Here is a 17,557-nt window from a genome sequence, read left to right as displayed (position 1 = left end):
GGACGGGAAGAGACCGGCGGAACTGACGGAAGCAGGCGGGACAGACGGAGGTAGGTGAACGTGGTCGCAGTGGATGGCGTGTCGGAGTACGTGCCGGACTTCCGGCCCACGCATGTGGTGCCGCGGGACGGGCTGCCCGCCTGGGAGACGCCCGATCCTGCGCTGCCGACGGCGCCGCTCGACGCGTTCCTGCCGGTGCGGCTGCTCGACCGGGTCGGCGACTGGGGCCAGGTGCTGTGCTCCAACGGCTGGTCGGCCTGGGTCGACGCGCGGCTCCTCGTCTCCGTGCCCACCGATCCGCCCGCCGCGGGCCGTGCGCTCGCCCGGACCGCCGACCCGCGCCCGCTGATCGCCCGGGCCGCGGACGCGCTCGGCCGCTACCGCCGGGCGGCGGAGGAACTGGCGGCGGGGCGGGCGGACGGCGAGGCGTTCCGGCAGCGGACCCGGGGGCTGCGAGTGGGGATGGTGGTCGACGGGGAGGCGGTGTGGCTGTACGACGCGGAGCACGAGCGCTGGGTCTTCTGTGACGGCACCGGGCTGAGCACGTACGCGGCCTCGTCGGCGCCGTCGGCCGCGACGCCGCCCGCCGAGGAGGCGCACGAACCGACACAGGTGGTGCCGCAGCTCGACGCCGACGGACCCGGGGCCACCCGGATGGCGCAGGAGTCCGACGCCGACGGACCCGGAGCCACCCAGGTCGTGCGGGAGCCCGACGCCGACGGACCCGGAGCCACCCAGGTCGTGCGGGGGCAGCCGGCGGGCGGGCCGGGTGAGGCCGGATGACCCGGGCGCCGGGCCGCGGAACGGGCGCCGTGGGCGGCCTCGGCGGTGGCGGCGGTCGCGGCCTCGGTGGCCGTGGCGCCGAGCGTGCTGCCGGCCGTGGCACGGACGCCGACGGCGCGCTGCCGGCCGGCCGCGAGTCGGGGCTCATCGGGAAGCGGGTCGCCGGGTACGTCGTCGAGGCCGAGATCGGGCGCGGCGGCATGGCCGTCGTCTACCGGGCGCACGACCTGAACCTGGACCGCACGGTGGCGCTGAAGCTGCTGGCGCCGGAGCTGGCCCGCAACGACACCTTCCGCAAGCGCTTCACGCACGAGTCCCGGGTGGCGGCGGCCATCGACCACCCGCACATCGTGCCGGTCTTCGAGGCGGGCGAGACGGAGGGCGTCCTGTACATCGCGATGCGGTACGTGCCGGGCCAGGACCTGCGGGCTCTCCTCGACCGCGAGGGGCCGCTGGAGCCGGTGAAGGCGGGGCGGATCGCGGTGCAGGTGGCCTCCGCGCTGGACGCGGCGCACGCGCACGACCTGGTGCACCGGGACGTGAAGCCCGGCAACATCCTGGTGGCCGAGGGCACCGACCGGGACCATCCGGAACACGTCTATCTGACCGACTTCGGGCTGACGAAGAAGTCTCTTTCGCTGACCGGGTTCACGACGGTGGGGCAGTTCGTCGGGACGCTCGACTACGTGGCGCCCGAGCAGATCTCCGGCAAGCCGGTGGACGGCCGCTGCGACGTCTACAGCCTCGGGTGCGTGGTCTTCGAGACGCTGACGGGCGTGCCGCCGTTCCGCCGGGACGACGACATGGCACTCCTGTGGGCGCATCAGTACGACCCGCCGCCCCCGCTGTCGGAGGAGCGTGCGGGGCTGCCGGAGGCGGCCGACGCGGTCCTCGCGAAGGCGCTGGCGAAGACGCCGGAGGAGCGGTACGGGACGTGTCTGGAGTTCGTCGCGGAGCTGCGGGCGGCCCTGGAGCGAGGCAGGCGGTCGAGGTCGGCGGCCCCGCTCGGGACCGCCCCGGCCGGCACCGGGAGGTGGCCGCAGGGTCCGCCGCCGGAGCCGCCGGTGTGGGCGCGTCCGGTGTTCCGGGAGTTGTGAGGGCTCTACGCCGGCGGTAAGGGCCTTACGCCGGCTTCTGCGGCGGCGGCGGTAACGGGCCTTACGCCGGCTTCTGCGGCGGCGGCGGTAACGGGCCTTACGCCGGCTTCCGCGGCGTCGGGGAGGTCTCGACCTCGCCGCGGCGGTGGACGGGCTTGGCGAGGAGCCCGCCGAGGAAGCCGGCGACCAGGCCCCAGAGCAGGGCGAGGCCGACGGTGGTCCAGACGTTCGGGCGCAGCAGGACCGTGCCGCCGAGCGCGTCGAGGTCGCCGATGCCGATGATCGACAGACCGAAGTGGGCCTCGACGAGGGTCAGCGGGGTGACGACCAGCATCGCGACGGCGAAGCCGATGCCCAGGTGGAGGCCGTGCCGCCAGGGCGGGATGCGGGCGGGCGAGCGGACGGCCATGACGAACGCGGCGCCCAGCACGAGCGCGGCGGCGACCGGCAGCAGCCACCAGGCGCGGGCGTCGTAGGAGGCAAGGGTGGACAGGTCGACGGTCGACAGGTCCTTGCCGCCGTTCCCGCCGCGCAGCACCTCGTCCAGGATCTGCGGCATGGGCAGGCCGAACGGGCCCTCGGCCCGGCCCTCCCAGGAGCCGCCGATGCCGACGCCGAGCGCCAGCCAGGTGACGTTGGGCAGGCCGAGCAGCAGCACGGCGAAGGTCTCGGCGGCGTGCCCCTTGGTGGCGGCGACGACCAGGCCGATGAGGAGGCCGACGAACACGTACGCGAGCAGCAGGAGCAGCAGCGCGGAGGCGGCGGGGCGGACGGCCTGGTGGTGGCGGACGAACCGGGCCGGCAGGGGGGTGCGGCGGGAGACGAGGAGGGCGACGATCAGGACGCCGAGGATCCACAGCAGGCCGTAGAAGAGCGTGGGGCCGTAGTCGGTGCGGAAGCCGACGCTGGGATTGGTGGCGTCGAGGAGGCCCTTGAACAGGTCGGCGAGGTCGCCCGTCGTCTCGGCTTCCTGGTCGGAGCCGCCGAGGCTGATCGGGAAGTCGTGGCGGGCGAGGGCGGAGACGGCGGCGAGCCCGGCCAGCCAGAGCACGACGGTGGGCACGGCGAGCGCGAGCAGGTCGCGGCCGCGGGCGACGGCGTGGTGGCGCAGCGGACGCAGGAACAGGAATCCGACGACGAGTGCGCCCACCAGGGTGACGGTGAGCGGCATGGCGGTGAGTTCGGCCTGGGTGCCGGCGAGGTCGCCGGCCTGGCCGGAGAGGCCGACCTGGCCGCCGGAGGCCATGACGACGACCGCGGCGGTGACGGACACGAACGCGCCCGCGCCGCCCGGCAGGTCGGCGGCGCCCGCGGCCCACAGGCCGAGGGCGGCGGTGACGCCCATCGCGAGGAAGCCGGCGACGACGGTGCCGAGTGCTGCCGCCAGGTCGCGGGCGAGGTGCTCGCCGAGGTCACCGGGGGCGGACCGGCCGGAGGAGGTGGGGACCCGCGTGCTCACCCTGCACACGCTAGTACGGGCGGGTGCGGTCCGCTTGCGGGCTGCACCCGGTAGAAGCACACAATGGGCGCGGAACGGAAGAAAGGGAAACAACGTGACTTCCCACCCGCCTTCCGGGCAGCCCTCGGTCCCCCCGAAGGGCCCGCCCTCGGGCCCGCTCTCGGGCTCCGGCACGCGCCCTGGCCAGACCACTCCCCCGCCGACCTCCGGCCCGCCGCACGGCGGTTCGGGCGGAGGCTCCGGCGGCGGCTCCGGGGGCGGTGGCGGCGGTTCCGGCGGTACGGGCCGGGGCGGGGTGAGCGGCGGTGGCGGCGGGGGCCCGTGGTGGCGCTCGGTACCCAAGGTGGCCTCGCTGACGGCCGTTCTGGTGGCGGCGGTGGCGCTGATCGTGGTGCTGACCCAGCGGGGTGACAACGGAAACTCGAACCAGGCCGGTTCGGGCAGCAGCGAGATCTTCGCGCAGAACGCCGCCGCGAGCGGCCCCTATCCGTTCACCGCGTCCACGGCCCGTACGGGCGCCTCGTTCTCGCCGCCGGCGCTGCCCAGCCAGACCGGCGGAGACGCCAACGCGGCACGCCCCGTGTCGGGTTCCGCCCCGGGCCTGTACGGCGGAACGCAACGGACGGCGAGCTGCGACGTCGAGCGTCAGATCCGCTTCCTCGCCGACGAGCCGGCCAAGAACGCGGCCTTCGCCTCGACGGTCGGCGTCCCGGCCGGCGACGTCCCCGGCTATCTGCGCGCGCTGACGTCGGTTCAGCTGCGCGCGGACACCCGGGTGACCAACCACGGCTTCCGCGACGGTTCCGCGTTCGCCTTCCAGTCGGTGCTCCAGGCCGGCACGGCGGTCCTGGTGGACGACCACGGGGTACCGAGGGTGCGGTGCGCCTGCGGCAATCCGCTGACGCCGCCGGTGGCCCAGAAGTCGCCGAAGCAGGTCGGCACGGCGTGGCCGGGCTTCCGGGCGAACAACGTGGTCTTCGTACAGCCGTCCGTGACGGTGATCAACGTCTTCGTGATCTTCGACCCGGACACGGACCACTTCATCGCCCGCCCTCGCGGCCATGAGGGTCACCGGCACGACCGGCCGACGACTCCCCCGCCGCCGCCGACGACCTCCCCGTCCACCTCGCCCTCCACGTCGACCTCGCCGAGCAGCCCGCTGCCGTGCGTGACGGTGACGGGCAACGAGCCGCCGACCCCCGTGAACGGCGTCACCCCCTCGCCGTGCCCGTCCACCCTGTCGTCCCCGCCGACCACGACGAGCAGCCCGCCGACGTCCGCCCCGACCTCGCCGCCGACCTCGGCGCCCACGTCCCAGTCGGCATCCGAATCCGCGTCCTCGGCCGCGCCTTCGACGCTGTCGTCGCCACCGGAGACGCAGTCCCAGTCGGCTTCGGCGCCGTCCTCGTCGCTGTCCTCCGCCTCGGCGCCGTCGTCGTCACTGTCCTCGGCTGCGGCCTCGACCTCGTCGCTGCCCTCTGGTTCGGCGTCGACCTCGCCGTCCCTGTCGGGCGCGCCGGGCAGTCAGCCGCTGATCTGAGTGCGCGGGGCGCACGCCCCCGACTCCGGTACGTCGGTACGGGCGTGCCGCCGCAGCCGCCCGCGCCTCACCACGGCGCGGCTCGGGGCCCGGGACCACCACTACGGGGCCCCGGGCCCCGGCCATGACCCGCCGCAGCACCGGCCGCCGCCGCAGCCGCCCGAACCGGCCCCGACACGGGGTCATGCCGAGGACCAGCGGACGCCGACGACGATCCTGGTCATGCCTGGGCTCCTCGGCGGAGGGCCCGCTGCAGGGACTGGATCCAATGTCCGGTATCCCGCGCACGGGATCCGATGTCCTGCGAGCGGGCGGGCCGGGATCCAATATCCGATGTCCTGGATCCGACCCACCGCACCGTGGATCCGCTATCCCGGCCCTTGGATCCAATGTCCCGGGCCTTGGGTCCGGTATCCCGGGTCTTGGATCCGATGTCCCGAATCCTGGATCCCCTCCCCCACTGCCGCAGGATCGGCTCCTCGGCGCGGCTCTGCCACTTCCTTTCGTCCCGGTCGGTGAAGTACTCGGACATCTCCCCACGCTCCTTTCCCCAGGGCCACCAGGCCACTTGCAGGGAGTCTGTAACCTTATTGGCCTGGACAGCACAGCCAATGGGGAGTGATTGGCATGGCAGAGGGTCGAGTGGTCCGCAGCGTGGTCGCCCTGCCGGACCGCATGCTGAGCGGACGGCAGCTGGCCGCGTTGCTCACCCCGCCCGTCGAGGGCCGGTTCGGTTACCGCGAACTGGCCCGGGCGGTGCGGCAGGCGCTGCTCGACGGGCGGGTCGCGCTGCGGATGCGCCTGCCCGCCGAACGCGAACTGGCCACCGCGCTGGGGGTGAGCAGGACGACGGTGACCGCCGCCTACGACCTGCTCCGCGAGAGCGGTTACGCGCACAGCCGGCAGGGCGCCGGCACGTGGACGGCGCTGCCCGAGAACGAGTCGCCGACCGGGCCCGCCGCCCTGCACGGGGACACCGGGGCGGTCATCGACCTGGCGCTCGCCGCGCCCGAGGCGCCGGCCGGTCTGCTGGCGGAGGCCCTGGCGCGGGCCGCCGAGGAGCTGCCCCGGCTCGCGACCGCGCAGGGCTACCACCCGTACGGGATCCCGGAACTGCGGGCCGCCATCGCCGACCGCTACACCGCGCGCGGGCTGCCCACCCGGCCGGAGCAGATCCTCGTCACGACCGGCGCCCAGCAGGCCCTGGCGCTCGCGCTCGCACTGCTCGGCGGGCCCGGCGACCGGGTACTGGCCGAGAACCCCTCGTACCCGAACGCCCTGGACGCCATGCGCGGCCACCGGCTGCGGATCACCCCCGTGCCGGTCACCGAGACCGGCTGGGACAGCGGGCTGATCGACGCGGCGCTGCGGCAGACCGCGCCCCGGCTCGCGTACCTCATCCCCGACTTCCACAACCCGACCGGCCGGCTGATGCCGGAGGAGCAGCGGCGGGAGGTGGCCCGGGCGGCACGGGCCACCGGGACCTGGCTGATCGTGGACGAGACGCTCACCGAGACGGCCCTGGACGTGCCGGCTCCGGCGCCGTTCGCGGCCACGGCCGGGCCCGGCTCCGGGGAACAGCTGATCACCGTCGGCTCGCTCAGCAAGAGCTGCTGGGGCGGCCTGCGGGTGGGCTGGGCACGGGCCTCCGCGCGGGTGGTGACCGAACTGGCCCGGGTCCGGATCACCCACGACCTCGCCGGTTCGGTGCTCGACCAGCTCGTAGCCGTCGCCCTGATCGACCGCATCGACCCGCTGCTCCCGGCCCGCGCCGCGGAGTTGCGGCGGCGCCGTGACGCCCTGGTGACGGCACTCGCCCGGCACGTTCCGGAGTGGCACTGGACGCTGCCGCCCGGTGGCCTCTGCCTCTGGATCGACCTGGGCCGGCCGATCGCCTCGCAGTTGGCGGCGCGGGCGCTGCGGCACGGCGTACGGGTGGAGGGCGGCGCCCGCTTCGGGGTGGACCCCGGCACCCACGAGCACCGGATCCGCATCCCGTACGCGCTGCCGGGCGAGGTGTACGAGACGGCTGCCGAACGGCTCGCGGCGGCTCTGGAGGGCGCCCCGGCCCGGTTCGCCGACCCGGGCCTGCCGGACTGGGTGGCCTGAGACCCGACACCGACGAAGGGCCGTCGCGCCGGGTGCTCCGATAATCGGATGCCCCGGGCAACGGCCCTGTGTACGGTCGTACGAGTGGAACCACTGACCGACAAAGAGATCCGCGCGTCCTTCGTGAACTGCACGAAGGGTGACGCGGCCCGGATGAAGCTGCCGCTCGACTTCGCCGAGCTGCCCTGGCCCGACCTGGACTTCCTGGGCTGGGTGGACCCGGGCGCGCCGCTGCGCGCCCATCTCGTCGTGCCGCGCCCCGAGGGCCCCGTGGGCGTCGCGCTGCGCGTGCCGGCCGTCGGCCGCACCAGTGCGATGAAGTCCAGCATGTGCCAGATCTGCCTGACCTCGCACGCCTCGTCGGGCGTGACCCTGCTGGCCGCGCCTCTGGCGGGCGCCCGGGGCCGTGAGGGCAACACGGTCGGCACCTACATCTGCGCCGACCTCGCCTGCCCGCTCTACGTGCGGGGCCTGCGGCAGCCCAAGCTGCGCGGCCGCCGGCACGAGGAGTCGCTGACCCTGCAGGAGCAGGTCGAGCGGATGACCGGCAACCTCAACGCCTTCGTGGACCGGGTGACGGCCGGCTAGCGCCCCTAGCGGAAGGCCTGCTCGCCGGTGAGCGCCTTGCCGATGACCAGGGCGTGGACCTCGCTGGTGCCCTCGTAGGTGAGGACCGACTCCAGGTTGTTGGCATGGCGCAGCACCGGGTACTCCAGGGTGATGCCGTTGGCGCCGAGGATGGTCCGGCACTCGCGGGCGATGGCGATGGCCTCGCGCACGTTGTTCAGCTTTCCGACGCTGATCTGCTCGGGGGCGAGCGCGCCCTGGTCCTTGAGCCGGCCGAGGTGGAGGGCGAGCAGCATGCCCTTGCCGAGCTCCAGGGCCATGTCCGCGAGCTTCTGCTGGGTGAGCTGGTACGAGGAGAGCGGCCGCGCGAAGACGGTGCGGTCGCCCGCGTACGAGATGGCCGTCTCCAGGCAGTCGCGGGCGGCGCCGAGGGCGCCGAAGACGATGCCGAAGCGGGCCTCGTTGAGGCAGCCGAGCGGACCGGACAGGCCACGGGCCTCGGGGAGCATGGCGTCGGCGGGCAGCCGCACGTCCTCGAAGACGAGTTCGCTGGTGACGCTGGCGCGCAGGGACAGCTTCTGCTTGATCTCGGGCGCGCTGAAACCGGGGGTGTCGGTGGGCACGACGAAGCCGCGTACCCCCTCCTCCGTGCGCGCCCAGACGACGGCGACGTCGGCGACGGAACCGTTGGTGATCCACATCTTGGTGCCGTTGAGCACCCAGTCCGAGCCGTCCCGCTTGGCGTTGGTACGCATGGCGCCCGGGTCGGAGCCGGCGTCCGGCTCGGTCAGGCCGAAGCAGCCGATGTACTCGCCCGCCGCCATCCCGGGCAGCCAGCGCTGCTTCTGCTCCTCGGAGCCGAACTTCCAGATCGCGTACATGGCGAGCGAGCCCTGCACGGAGACGAGCGAGCGCAGTCCGGAGTCGACGGCCTCCAGCTCCATGCAGGCGAGGCCGTACGCCACGGAGTTGGTACCCGCGCAGCCGTAGCCCTCCAGGTGCATGCCGAGGACGCCGAGCCCGCCGAGGGTGCGGGCGAGTTCGCGGGCGGGGATGGCGCCGGACTCGAACCAGCCGGCGATGTGCGGGCGCAGTTCGCGGTCGGCGAGGGCCCGCACGGTGCGGCGGATCTCTCGCTCCTCGTCGGTGAGCAGGCCGTCGATCGCGAGCAGATCGAGGGGGTGGACGGGCGACGACTGCGGCGAACGCGACGGCTGCGACGACGACTTCACGGACGGCCTCCTGGCGACTGTGGCAACTCGGCGAGCGGAAGCGTAGCCCTAGATTGGATATTGGATCCAGTATTGAATATCCGATCTCCAGTGCATACGGTCCGCTTGGATCCGATCTCCGGGATCCGATCCCTTGGATCCAATGCCCGAGATCTCGGGTCCTGGATCCGATGTCCTGGATCCGACGTCCTGGATCCGACGTCCTGGATCCAATCGCCGACGCATCGCCGACGAAGAGGAGCGGTATGCACGCGGAACAGCCCGAGGCCGCCCCGCCCGGCGCCCTGTCCGGAATCGTCGTCGCGGACTTCGGCCGGGTGCTGGCCGGCCCGTACATGACGATGCTGCTCGCGGACCTCGGCGCCGAGGTGGTGAAGATCGAGCGCCCGGGCACGGGCGACGACACCCGCGCGTGGGGACCGCCGTTCGCCGACGGCCAGGCCACGTACTTCCTCGGCGTGAACCGCAACAAGCGGTCCGTGGCACTCGATCTGACCGACCCGGCCGACCTGGAGACGGCCAGGGCGATCGTGGACCGCGCCGACGTACTCGTGGAGAACTTCCGTCCCGGCACCATGGACAAGCTCGGCCTCGGATACGAGCAGCTGCGGGCGTCCAACCCCGGTCTCGTCTACTGCTCCGTGACCGGTTTCGGCTCGGCCGAGGGCGCCCACCTGCCCGGCTACGACCTGCTGGTGCAGGCCATGGGCGGGCTGATGAGCGTCACGGGGGAGCCCGGCGGGACCGGCACGAAGGCGGGTGTGGCGCTCGTGGACGTGATCACCGGACTGCACGCCGGGATGGGTGTCCTCGCCGCACTCCGCCACCGCGAACGCACCGGTGAGGGCCAGCGGCTGGAGGTCTCACTGCTGGGCTCGCTGCTCTCCGCGCTCACCAACCAGGCCGCCGCGCATCTCGCCGCCGGGGTCGTGCCGCGTGCCCTGGGCAACCGGCACCCCAGCATCACGCCGTACGAGGTGTTCGAGGCGAGCGACCGTCCGCTCGTCCTGGCCGTGGGCAACGACCGCCAGTTCCGGACGCTGTGCGCCCGGATCGGCAGCCCGGGACTGGCCGACGACCCCCGGTTCGCCACCAACACGGCCCGGGTCGCGCACCGCGAGGAGCTGGCGGCGGCGCTGTCCGAGCGGCTCGCCGAGCGCACCGCCGACGCCTGGTTCGAGGAGCTGACGGCGGCCGGAGTGCCCTGCGGCCCCATCAACGACCTGGCCGGCGCCTTCGCGCTCGCCGACCGGCTCGGCCTCGGGCCGCGGGTACCCGACGCGGCGGCCGGACCGGGCCAGGTCGCGCACCCGGTCTCCTTCGGCACCACCCCCGCCGCCTACCGCTCCGCTCCCCCTCGCCTGGGCGAGCACACCGCCGAGATCCTCGCGGAGCTGGGCGGGCGCACCGGCGCCTGACGCCCCGGAGACGGTTGTCCACAGGCCCGGCGAGGAGTCGGCGGCAGGTTGTCCACAGGCCGCGACGGTCTGTCGGCAGGCCGTAGCAAGATGTACGCCACGCAGTCGAGGGAAGGGGCACGACCGATGAGCAGCATGGTGGAGAGGAGGCGGCCGCCGACCGCCCAGCAGTTCGTCCTGGAGGAGCTGCGCCGGGCCATCACCAGCGGCGAGTTGCGGCCCGGCGACCCGATAAGGCAGGACACGCTCGCGGCGCGGCTGGACGTGAGCCGGGTGCCGCTGCGCGAGGCACTGAAGACGCTGGAGGCCGAGGGCCTGGTGGTGCATCACGTCCACCGCGGTTACTTCGTCGCCGAGTTGTCGCTCGCGGACCTGGAGGAGATCTACCGGATCCGCGCGCTCCTGGAGACCGAGGCGGTCACCGCCGCCTTCGCGCGCATGCCGGAAGACGTTCTGGAAGCCCTGGAGCGCATCCAGCTGAGGGTGGAGCGGGCGGCGGACGCGGGTGACGTGTCGGCGATGGCCGAGGCGAACCGGCGCTTCCATTTCACCCTCATAGAGGCTTCGGGCATGCCGCGCCTGGTCCGCCTGATCACCACCTTGTGGGACGCGACCGACGCGTACCGCTCGCTGTACTACGCCGACGACTCGCACCGCGTGCTCGCCGTCCACGAGCACCGGGCGGTCATCTCGGCCGTGCTGGAGCACGACCGGGCCGCGGCACTCCACTGGCTCGACGAGCACCGCCGCCACGCCGTCGCCGCGCTGCGCGAGGTCCTCGGCCGCGAGTGACCGGTGCGCGGCCGGGCTCGTGACCGGGTGCGTGGCCGGAGAGCGCGGCCGACCATGGAGGAGGAGGGGTCGTCCGTCGACCGGGAGGCACCGACGATGCGCAACGACCACGACACGCTCCGTGGCACGCTCCGTGGCACGACCGGTCCGGTCCTGGACGTCCTCGTCGTCGGCGCGGGCCCTGTCGGGCTCACCGCGGCGGCCGAGCTGCGCCGGCACGGCACCGCGGTGCGGATCGTCGACCGGTTGCCGGCGCGCCTGCCCTACGCCAAGGCGGTGGGCATCCAGCCGCGCACGCTGGAGATCTGGGACCGGATGGGCTGTGTGCGGGCGGCGCTGGAGGCCGCCGTGCCGCTGCGCGGGCAGCTCGCCTACGTGGACGGTGTCGAACAGCGCCGGCTGGAACTGACGCTGCCGGACGACGTGCCGTACCGCTTCGCGGCGCTGCCGCAGTACGAGACGGAGCGGATCCTGGAGGAGTTCCTGGCGCGGTTCGGCACGCGGATCGAGCGTGACACGGAGCTGGTGGGGTTCGAGCAGGACGAGGACGGGGTGACGGCCCGGCTCGTCAGGACGGCGGAGGGCGCTGCGGCGGACGGCGGGCGGCCGGCCGAGGAGGAGGTGCGCTGCCGGTATCTGGTGGGCTGCGACGGCGCGCACAGCGCGGTGCGCAAGGGACTCGGACTGTCCTTCGAAGGCGGGGCGTTCCCCGAGGAGTTCATGCTGGGCGACGTGGAGGTGGACTGGGAGCTGCCGCCGGGATACGGCGTGCGTTCCACGCACCGCGGCGCGGCCGGCCGCCCCGACGAGGTCCTGGTGGGCATTCCGCTGCCGGGCCGCCGCCGGTACCGGATGTCGATGACGGTGCCGCCCGAACTCTCCGCGGCCCGGCGGGCCGAGCTCACCACGGCCGGAGGGACCGGGGCCATGGCGGACGCCGTGGCCGACGAGGTGACGCACGGCCTGGACGGCGGCGGCCGGTCGCCGTCGCTCGCGGACATCCAGGCGGTGCTCGACCGCCTCTCGCCGCGCCGGGTCACCGCCTCCGCGCTGCGCTGGTCGTCGGTCTTCCGGATCAGTCACCGGCTGGTCGACCGGTACGGCGTGGGGCGGGTGTTCGTCGCCGGGGACGCCGCGCACATCCATCCGCCGACCGGCGCGCAGGGCATGAACACCGGTATACAAGACGCCTACAACCTGGCCTGGAAGCTGTCCCTGGCGGTCGCGGGCTCGGCGGGGCCGGGCCTGCTGGCGAGTTACGACGCCGAGCGCCGCCCGGTCGGCGCGGAGGTCGTCGGCCGCACCGTGCGGCACTCGAAGGAAGGCGTGCAGGCCGACCCGGAGGCCCCGGCCACGCTGCTGCTGCGCGAGGCACAGCTGCTCGTCGGCTACCGGGGCAGCCCGATCGTCGCCGCCCCCGAACCGGGCGGGGACCCGGACCGGGAACCGGGCCCGGACCCGGCTCAGGCCGGCGACGGCGACGCGGGACCGCGGCCCGGCGACCGGGTACCGGACTGCACAGGTCTCGCCGAGCCGCTCGCCTCCTATCCCCTGCGCCTGTACGACCTGTTGCGGGACCGTGGTCATGTGCTGCTGCTCTACGATGTCGGCGACCCCGACTGGGCCGACCGGCTCGCCGAACTCGTCAAGCGGGCATCCGAGTTGTCCGGCGGGGCGGTGCGGGCGTGCGCGGTGGTGCCCGGTGACGCGGCGACGGACGACGGGTTCGGCGTGCCGGCGGTACCCGTGTACCGGGACGCGCGGGGCGAGTTCGCGCGCCAGTACGCCGTACACGCGCCAACCGCCTTTCTCGTACGGCCCGACGGGTATCTCGGCGCCCGGCTGCGGCCGCCCGACACGGCCTCCCTGGAGGCGTACCTCGCCCGCGTCTTCCGCGTCTGAGCGGCCACGGGCTCGCCGTGCGGCGCCACGACGGCGGGCCTAGCCTGGGAGAGGTGTATTGCCCTCGGCCGGCAGGAGGCTGCCGTGAGGAACTCACAGGCGCGTTGGCGCAGGCTCTGCATCGGGGTGGCCCTGACGGGGACGTTGTCGGTACCGGCGCTCGCGGGAGCGGCGTACGGCGCAGTGGCATCCGGCCCGTTCGGCCCACCCGGCAGCGCCGCCACGGCGAGCCAGGAGAGCCCGGCGGGCACGACCCCGGCCCCCTCCCCCTCCGACGACGAGTTCGCACAGCTCTCCCCCGCCGTCGACGCTCACCTCGACGAGGCGATACGGCAGGTGATGCAGGAGGCGAACGTCCCGGGCGTCATGGTGGCACTGTCCGCCCCGGGCAAGGGCCAGTACATCCGCTCCTTCGGCGTCGCCGACAAGGTGACCGAGCAGCAGATGACCCCGAACCTCTACATGCGGATCGGCAGCGAGACCAAGACCTTCACCGTGACCGCGCTGCTCGAACTGGTCGACCAGGGCAAGCTGGGCCTGGACGACCCGATCGGGAAGTACGTGAGCGACGTGCCCAACGGGGACCGCATCACCCTGCGCGAGCTGGCCGGGATGCGCAGCGGTCTCTTCAACTACTCGGCGGACCCGGACTTCTACAAGGCGTTCACCTCGAACCCCGACCGCCCCTTCACGCCGCAGGAGTTGCTGGACTACTCGTTCAGGCACCCGGTGAACTTCCAGCCGAACGCGCAGTTCGAGTACTGCAACACCAATCTGATCCTGCTCGGTCTGGTCGTGGAGAAGGTCGGCGGCATGCCGCTGCACGACTTCATCACCAGGAACGTGTCGCGACCGGCCGGCCTGCGGCACACGATCTTCCCGACGGACGCGGCCTTCCCCGAGCCGCACGCCCACGGCTACACCAACCAGACGGCCACGGGTCAGATCGAGGACTCCACCGACTGGAACCCCTCCTGGGGCTGGGCGGCCGGCGCGATGATCTCCGACCTCCAGGACCTGCGGACCTGGGCCAAGGTGGTCGCCACCGGCACCCTGCTCACCGCCGACACCCAGGCGCAGCGTCTGAAGACCGGGCCGTCCGGCATCCCGGGCACCGGCTACGGCCTCGGCATCTTCAACGTCCAGGGCTGGATCGGCCACAACGGCTCGCTGCCCGGCTACGAGTCCCTGACCATCTATCTGCCGGAGCACCAGGCGACCCTGGTCGTGCTGCTGAACACCGACATCCTGCACAACGGCGTCGAGCCGAGCACGCTGTTCGGACAGGCGATCACGCAGATCGTCAGCCCGCAGCACGTGTTCAACCTGCCGCAGTCGACCGAGCCGCACGCCTCGTCCTCGTCATCGGCCCCGTCCTCGTCCTCCGCGTCCTCCCCGGGTTCCTGAGGGAGTTCGCGGGCCCCGTCCCCCTGGCTCACGCCTGTGAGGGATCATGGACAAAGGAGTCGAGAAGGGACGGGACGAACGATGAGGCACCGCAGTGTCGCCGACCTCATGACACCGGCCGCGGTCACGGTGCAGCCGGGCACTCCGTTCAAGGAGATCGCCCGGCTGCTCGACGAGTACGGCATCACGGCCGTGCCGGTGGTCGACGAGGCGAACCGGCCGGTGGGCGTGGTCTCCGAGGCGGATCTGCTGCGACGGCACACCGCCAAGGACGGTCCGAGCACCGCCGAGGCGATGATGTCCAGCCCCGTGGTCGTCGCCCGGCCGTCCTGGACGGCGGTGGAGGCGGCCCGGGTCATGGAGCGGCACCGGGTGAAGCGGCTGCCGGTGGTGGACGCGGACGGGCAGCTGATCGGCGTGCTGAGCCGCAGTGATCTGCTCCAGCTGTTCCTGCGGCGGGACCGGGCCATCCAGGAGGAGATCGTGGAGGACGTGGTCACCCGCATCCTGGGCCTCTCCGCCGCCTCCCTCCACATCGACGTCGCCGAGGGCCGGGTCACGCTGACCGGCACGCTGCCGCGCCGGAGCCTCGCGCCGATCTTCGTACGGCTCTGCGAGGACGTGGACGGCGTGGTGGAGGTCGTGGACCGGCTGGCGTACGAGGACGAGGCGGACGAGGCAGCGGACGAAGCGGACGACTGAGCCCGGTACGCGCGGGCCGGACGCGCGGGCCGGCGCCGCACGGGCCGGACGCGCGGGCTTCCGGACCCGCCGGCTGGCACCACACGGGCCGGACGCGCGGGCCTGACGCACGGGCCGGCGCCGTACGGGCCCCGCACACGCGTCACGCCGGGAGACGGACCCGGCGTGACGCGTCCCGGGCGCGCCGCCATGGGCGGGCCCGGGACGCGGGGCGGTCGGTTACTGGACCGCCTCCGGCCAGCCGTATCCGGGTCCGGTGCGCTGGGGCACGGTGTCCGCGCCCACGGCCTCCATCTCCCGGTTGGCCTCCCTCATCAGCTTGCCGGCCAGATCCGTCATGGCCCGGCTCGCGGCGAGGTCGTCGCCGATCGCCGGTACGTCCACGTCCGTCGGGTTGCACCGAGCGGAGCCGTGGCCGGTGAGTTTCGACGTGCCGGTGTCCAGACGGGCCTCCGCCTTGGTCCTGCCGTTGTCCTCGACCAGATCCAGGCCGACCTTCCACTCCAGGTGTCGTGTCATGGCCTGCCTCCTCGTGCTCTGCGACCACGCGAGACCGCCGCGCGGCCGTCTCCTTCCAGGATCCCGCCACCGCCCCGTATCCCGCCACCGGCCGCAGCGCATCCGCCCCCACTGCGCCACCGCCACGCCGCCAAACGGGCTGCCGGCGCCGCGCCGGTGGCGCGGGCGAGGGCGGTCGCGGCCGCCCTGGGGACGGTGTCGCTCCGTCGCGCATGACGGGCCTCCCGGTGGGACGGCCCTCGCCGGGCCCGCACGGACTCAGCGCGGTGTGACGGCATCGCCCCCGCAGGGTGGATCGGGAATCCGACGGGGTTTCATACGGTGGATTCCGTCTCGCCGGATTCCCCGGCGCGGGTCACGGGAACGGTGCGGGAGCGCGTCTCCTGAGGCTGCCGGAAGGGGACGCTGACGGTGAGGATGCCGTCGGCGTACTCTGCCTTCACGTCCTCGGGGTCAATCGTCTCCGGCAGGCGCACCGCGCGCTCGAAGGAGCCGTAGCGGAACTCGGAGTGGTCCTTCGTCTCGCTGCTCTCCTCGTGCTCGGCGCTGACCGTCAGCACGTCGCCGTCCACCGTGATGGTGATGTCCTTGTCCGGGTCCACACCGGGCAGCTCCGCCCTGAGCACATACCGTCCCTCCCCACTCATCACCTCGATCGGGATGGCGTGGCGGCCGAAAGCCGTACGCCACATCGGCCGGCGAAAGTCTCCGAACAAGTCCCTGACGTCGGGGAAATCGGAGAGGAAGCTGCGACGCCGTTCCATGTCGCTTGCCATGGCCGTTCGCTCCTCGCGTCGTGGATCGACCTGTCAGCCCCAGCCTCCCCGCCTGGCGGCGTGGTCTCCGAGTGCCGGACGGGCCTCGGAAGGGGCCGAACGGGCACGGCTCGCGGGGACCGACCGGCCCCTCCGGAGCACGGCTGCGACGGTTCCCGCTCGCGCGTCATGAGAGGTGGGCGAGGTCGGGCCCGCACCGCTCCCGAGCCGGGCCACGTCGCCGCCCGCATGCGCGGCCGGACGATCTGGGGTACTCCTCGAATGAAAGGAAGGGGGCGTGCTTCGGCCCTCGGTCGCCGGCACCCGCGCACCCCTGCTTCCGGCGTCGTTCGAGAGGGAGGCAGTCGCCATGGAGCCCGTCGTCACGGTCGGCCTCGACGGCTCGCCCGAGAGCATGGCAGCCGCTCACTGGGCCGCCTACGAGGCCGAGCGGCGCAAGGTCACGCTGCGCCTGATGCATGCCTGGCCCATGCTCGCGCCCGAGCCGGTCCGCGCCGCACCGGAGATCGATCAGAACTACTGGGCGAAGCAGCTCGTGCACAAGGCGCAGGCGGAACTCCAGGCCCGCCACCCGGGCCTCCTGGTCGTCGGCAACCTGGTCGCCGACGACGCGCAGAACGCTCTGGTGAAGGCGGCATCGGAGTCCGAGCTGACCGTGCTGGGTTCGCGCGGCCTGACGTCCGCCGAGAGCTACTTCCTCGGCTCCGTCAGCATGGCCGTCGTGGCACGGGCCACGCGGCCCGTGGTCCTGGTCCGCACAAAGGCCCACGAACCGGGCCCGTCGCCCGCCCCTCGTGGCGTCGTGGTCGCGCTGAAGCTGCACGGTCCCTGCGACGGCCTGCTCGCCTTCGCGTTCGAGGCTGCCGCGGCCCGCGGCGTGCCCCTCCAGGTCGTCCACGGCCGAAGTCTGCCGCTCCACGCACACACGCCTTGGGGAGTGGACCACGAGGTCACCCAGGAGATCACGGAGGATGCGCGGAAGCAGCTGGGTGAGGTTCTTCGTCCCTGGCGCCAGAAGTTCCCCGACGTGGAGCCGGTCGACGCCGTCCGACTCGAAAGCCCGGCCGAGGCTGTCGTGCGCGCCGCCGAAGGCGCCGAACTGCTGGTCGTCGGCCGGCGCGAGCACCGTCCCGCCCTCGCACCACGCCTCGGCCCCGTAGCCCACGCCGCCCTGCACCACGCCCGCTGCCCTGTCGCCGTCGTCCCCCATGACTGAGCCGACCCCATTGAACGAACTGACCGCGAAGGTGCGCC

At 73.3% G+C, this 17,557-nt stretch carries 15 protein-coding genes; 11 read left to right on the top strand and 4 right to left on the bottom strand.

Going from position 1 to position 17,557, the window contains the following annotated elements:
- Positions 1-60: 60 nt before the first annotated feature.
- The gene (locus ACWEV0_RS04250) at positions 61-783 is read left to right on the top strand and encodes a hypothetical protein (RefSeq protein WP_453146303.1); all 723 of its coding nucleotides are present in this window, start codon (positions 61-63) and stop codon (positions 781-783) included.
- Entirely contained in the window at positions 780-1,880 is a 1,101-nt protein-coding gene (locus tag ACWEV0_RS04245; RefSeq protein ID WP_453146301.1) for a serine/threonine-protein kinase, read from the top strand. Before ACWEV0_RS04250 ends, ACWEV0_RS04245 begins: the two co-directional genes overlap by 4 nt.
- 97 nt (positions 1,881-1,977) lie before the next feature.
- Here ACWEV0_RS04245 and ACWEV0_RS04240 read toward each other — a convergent pair whose 3' ends face one another.
- Positions 1,978-3,348 (bottom strand): streptophobe family protein, encoded by a 1,371-nt coding sequence (locus tag ACWEV0_RS04240; RefSeq protein ID WP_453146300.1) that lies wholly within the window; start codon positions 3,346-3,348, stop codon positions 1,978-1,980.
- Between the two features lie 85 nt (positions 3,349-3,433).
- On the opposite strand from ACWEV0_RS04240, the gene ACWEV0_RS04235 reads away from it, so the two are divergent.
- From ACWEV0_RS04235 to ACWEV0_RS04225, 3 genes are all read left to right on the top strand, one after another.
- On the top strand, positions 3,434-4,879 hold the full coding sequence (locus ACWEV0_RS04235) for a DUF6777 domain-containing protein (protein ID WP_453146298.1): 1,446 nt from the start codon (positions 3,434-3,436) through the stop codon (positions 4,877-4,879).
- 627 nt (positions 4,880-5,506) lie between these two features.
- Positions 5,507-6,988 carry a MocR-like transcription factor YczR gene (gene yczR, locus ACWEV0_RS04230; protein WP_453146297.1) on the top strand — a complete coding sequence of 494 codons (1,482 nt, stop codon included), beginning with the start codon at positions 5,507-5,509 and terminating at the stop codon, positions 6,986-6,988.
- Positions 6,989-7,072: 84 nt separating this feature from the next.
- Positions 7,073-7,576: an FBP domain-containing protein gene (locus ACWEV0_RS04225; RefSeq protein ID WP_453146295.1), complete on the top strand. Its 504-nt coding sequence runs from the start codon at positions 7,073-7,075 to the stop codon at positions 7,574-7,576.
- A 5-nt stretch (positions 7,577-7,581) separates the two neighbouring features.
- On the opposite strand, the gene ACWEV0_RS04220 is transcribed toward ACWEV0_RS04225, so the two are convergent.
- Positions 7,582-8,787, bottom strand: coding sequence for an acyl-CoA dehydrogenase family protein (locus ACWEV0_RS04220; RefSeq protein ID WP_453146293.1), 1,206 nt, complete (start codon positions 8,785-8,787; stop codon positions 7,582-7,584).
- A gap of 245 nt (positions 8,788-9,032) precedes the next feature.
- On the opposite strand from ACWEV0_RS04220, the gene ACWEV0_RS04215 reads away from it, so the two are divergent.
- The 5 genes from ACWEV0_RS04215 to ACWEV0_RS04195 all read left to right on the top strand — a co-directional run bounded on the left by ACWEV0_RS04215 (position 9,033) and on the right by ACWEV0_RS04195 (position 15,008).
- On the top strand, positions 9,033-10,205 hold the full coding sequence (locus ACWEV0_RS04215; RefSeq protein ID WP_453146291.1) for a CaiB/BaiF CoA transferase family protein: 1,173 nt from the start codon (positions 9,033-9,035) through the stop codon (positions 10,203-10,205).
- Between the two features lie 126 nt (positions 10,206-10,331).
- A complete protein-coding gene (locus tag ACWEV0_RS04210; protein ID WP_453146289.1) occupies positions 10,332-10,997 on the top strand; it encodes a GntR family transcriptional regulator in 666 nt (221 codons plus the stop codon).
- A gap of 96 nt (positions 10,998-11,093) precedes the next feature.
- Positions 11,094-12,899 (top strand): FAD-dependent monooxygenase, encoded by a 1,806-nt coding sequence (locus ACWEV0_RS04205; RefSeq protein ID WP_453146397.1) that lies wholly within the window; start codon positions 11,094-11,096, stop codon positions 12,897-12,899.
- A gap of 84 nt (positions 12,900-12,983) precedes the next feature.
- Entirely contained in the window at positions 12,984-14,306 is a 1,323-nt protein-coding gene (locus tag ACWEV0_RS04200; protein WP_453146287.1) for a serine hydrolase domain-containing protein, read from the top strand.
- Between the two features lie 81 nt (positions 14,307-14,387).
- A complete protein-coding gene (locus ACWEV0_RS04195) occupies positions 14,388-15,008 on the top strand; it encodes a CBS domain-containing protein (RefSeq protein WP_453146285.1) in 621 nt (206 codons plus the stop codon).
- 219 nt (positions 15,009-15,227) lie between these two features.
- Here ACWEV0_RS04195 and ACWEV0_RS04190 read toward each other — a convergent pair whose 3' ends face one another.
- On the bottom strand, positions 15,228-15,527 hold the full coding sequence (locus ACWEV0_RS04190) for a DUF1876 domain-containing protein (protein ID WP_453146283.1): 300 nt from the start codon (positions 15,525-15,527) through the stop codon (positions 15,228-15,230).
- A gap of 314 nt (positions 15,528-15,841) precedes the next feature.
- Complete coding sequence (locus tag ACWEV0_RS04185; protein ID WP_453146282.1) at positions 15,842-16,303, bottom strand: Hsp20/alpha crystallin family protein; 462 nt, start codon at positions 16,301-16,303, stop codon at positions 15,842-15,844.
- Between the two features lie 349 nt (positions 16,304-16,652).
- On the opposite strand from ACWEV0_RS04185, the gene ACWEV0_RS04180 reads away from it, so the two are divergent.
- Complete coding sequence (locus ACWEV0_RS04180; RefSeq protein WP_453146281.1) at positions 16,653-17,519, top strand: universal stress protein; 867 nt, start codon at positions 16,653-16,655, stop codon at positions 17,517-17,519.
- The last annotated feature ends 38 nt before the right edge of the window (positions 17,520-17,557 follow it).

This window comes from Streptomyces sp. NPDC003943, assembly GCF_053605265.1.
Note: the sequence above shows the minus strand (reverse complement) of the source record. Positions and strands in the feature narration are given on the sequence as shown.

What these genes read in the sequence shown, in the direction of transcription:
- ACWEV0_RS04185 (WP_453146282.1), bottom strand. Translation starts at nt 16,303, where the DNA reads ATGGCAAGCGACATGGAACGGCGTCGCAGCTTCCTCTCCGATTTCCCC.
- ACWEV0_RS04180 (WP_453146281.1), top strand. Translation starts at nt 16,653, where the DNA reads ATGGAGCCCGTCGTCACGGTCGGCCTCGACGGCTCGCCCGAGAGCATG.
- ACWEV0_RS04245 (WP_453146301.1), top strand. Translation starts at nt 780, where the DNA reads ATGACCCGGGCGCCGGGCCGCGGAACGGGCGCCGTGGGCGGCCTCGGC.
- ACWEV0_RS04215 (WP_453146291.1), top strand. Translation starts at nt 9,033, where the DNA reads ATGCACGCGGAACAGCCCGAGGCCGCCCCGCCCGGCGCCCTGTCCGGA.
- ACWEV0_RS04190 (WP_453146283.1), bottom strand. Translation starts at nt 15,527, where the DNA reads ATGACACGACACCTGGAGTGGAAGGTCGGCCTGGATCTGGTCGAGGAC.
- ACWEV0_RS04205 (WP_453146397.1), top strand. Translation starts at nt 11,094, where the DNA reads ATGCGCAACGACCACGACACGCTCCGTGGCACGCTCCGTGGCACGACC.
- ACWEV0_RS04195 (WP_453146285.1), top strand. Translation starts at nt 14,388, where the DNA reads ATGAGGCACCGCAGTGTCGCCGACCTCATGACACCGGCCGCGGTCACG.
- yczR (WP_453146297.1), top strand. Translation starts at nt 5,507, where the DNA reads ATGGCAGAGGGTCGAGTGGTCCGCAGCGTGGTCGCCCTGCCGGACCGC.
- ACWEV0_RS04210 (WP_453146289.1), top strand. Translation starts at nt 10,332, where the DNA reads ATGAGCAGCATGGTGGAGAGGAGGCGGCCGCCGACCGCCCAGCAGTTC.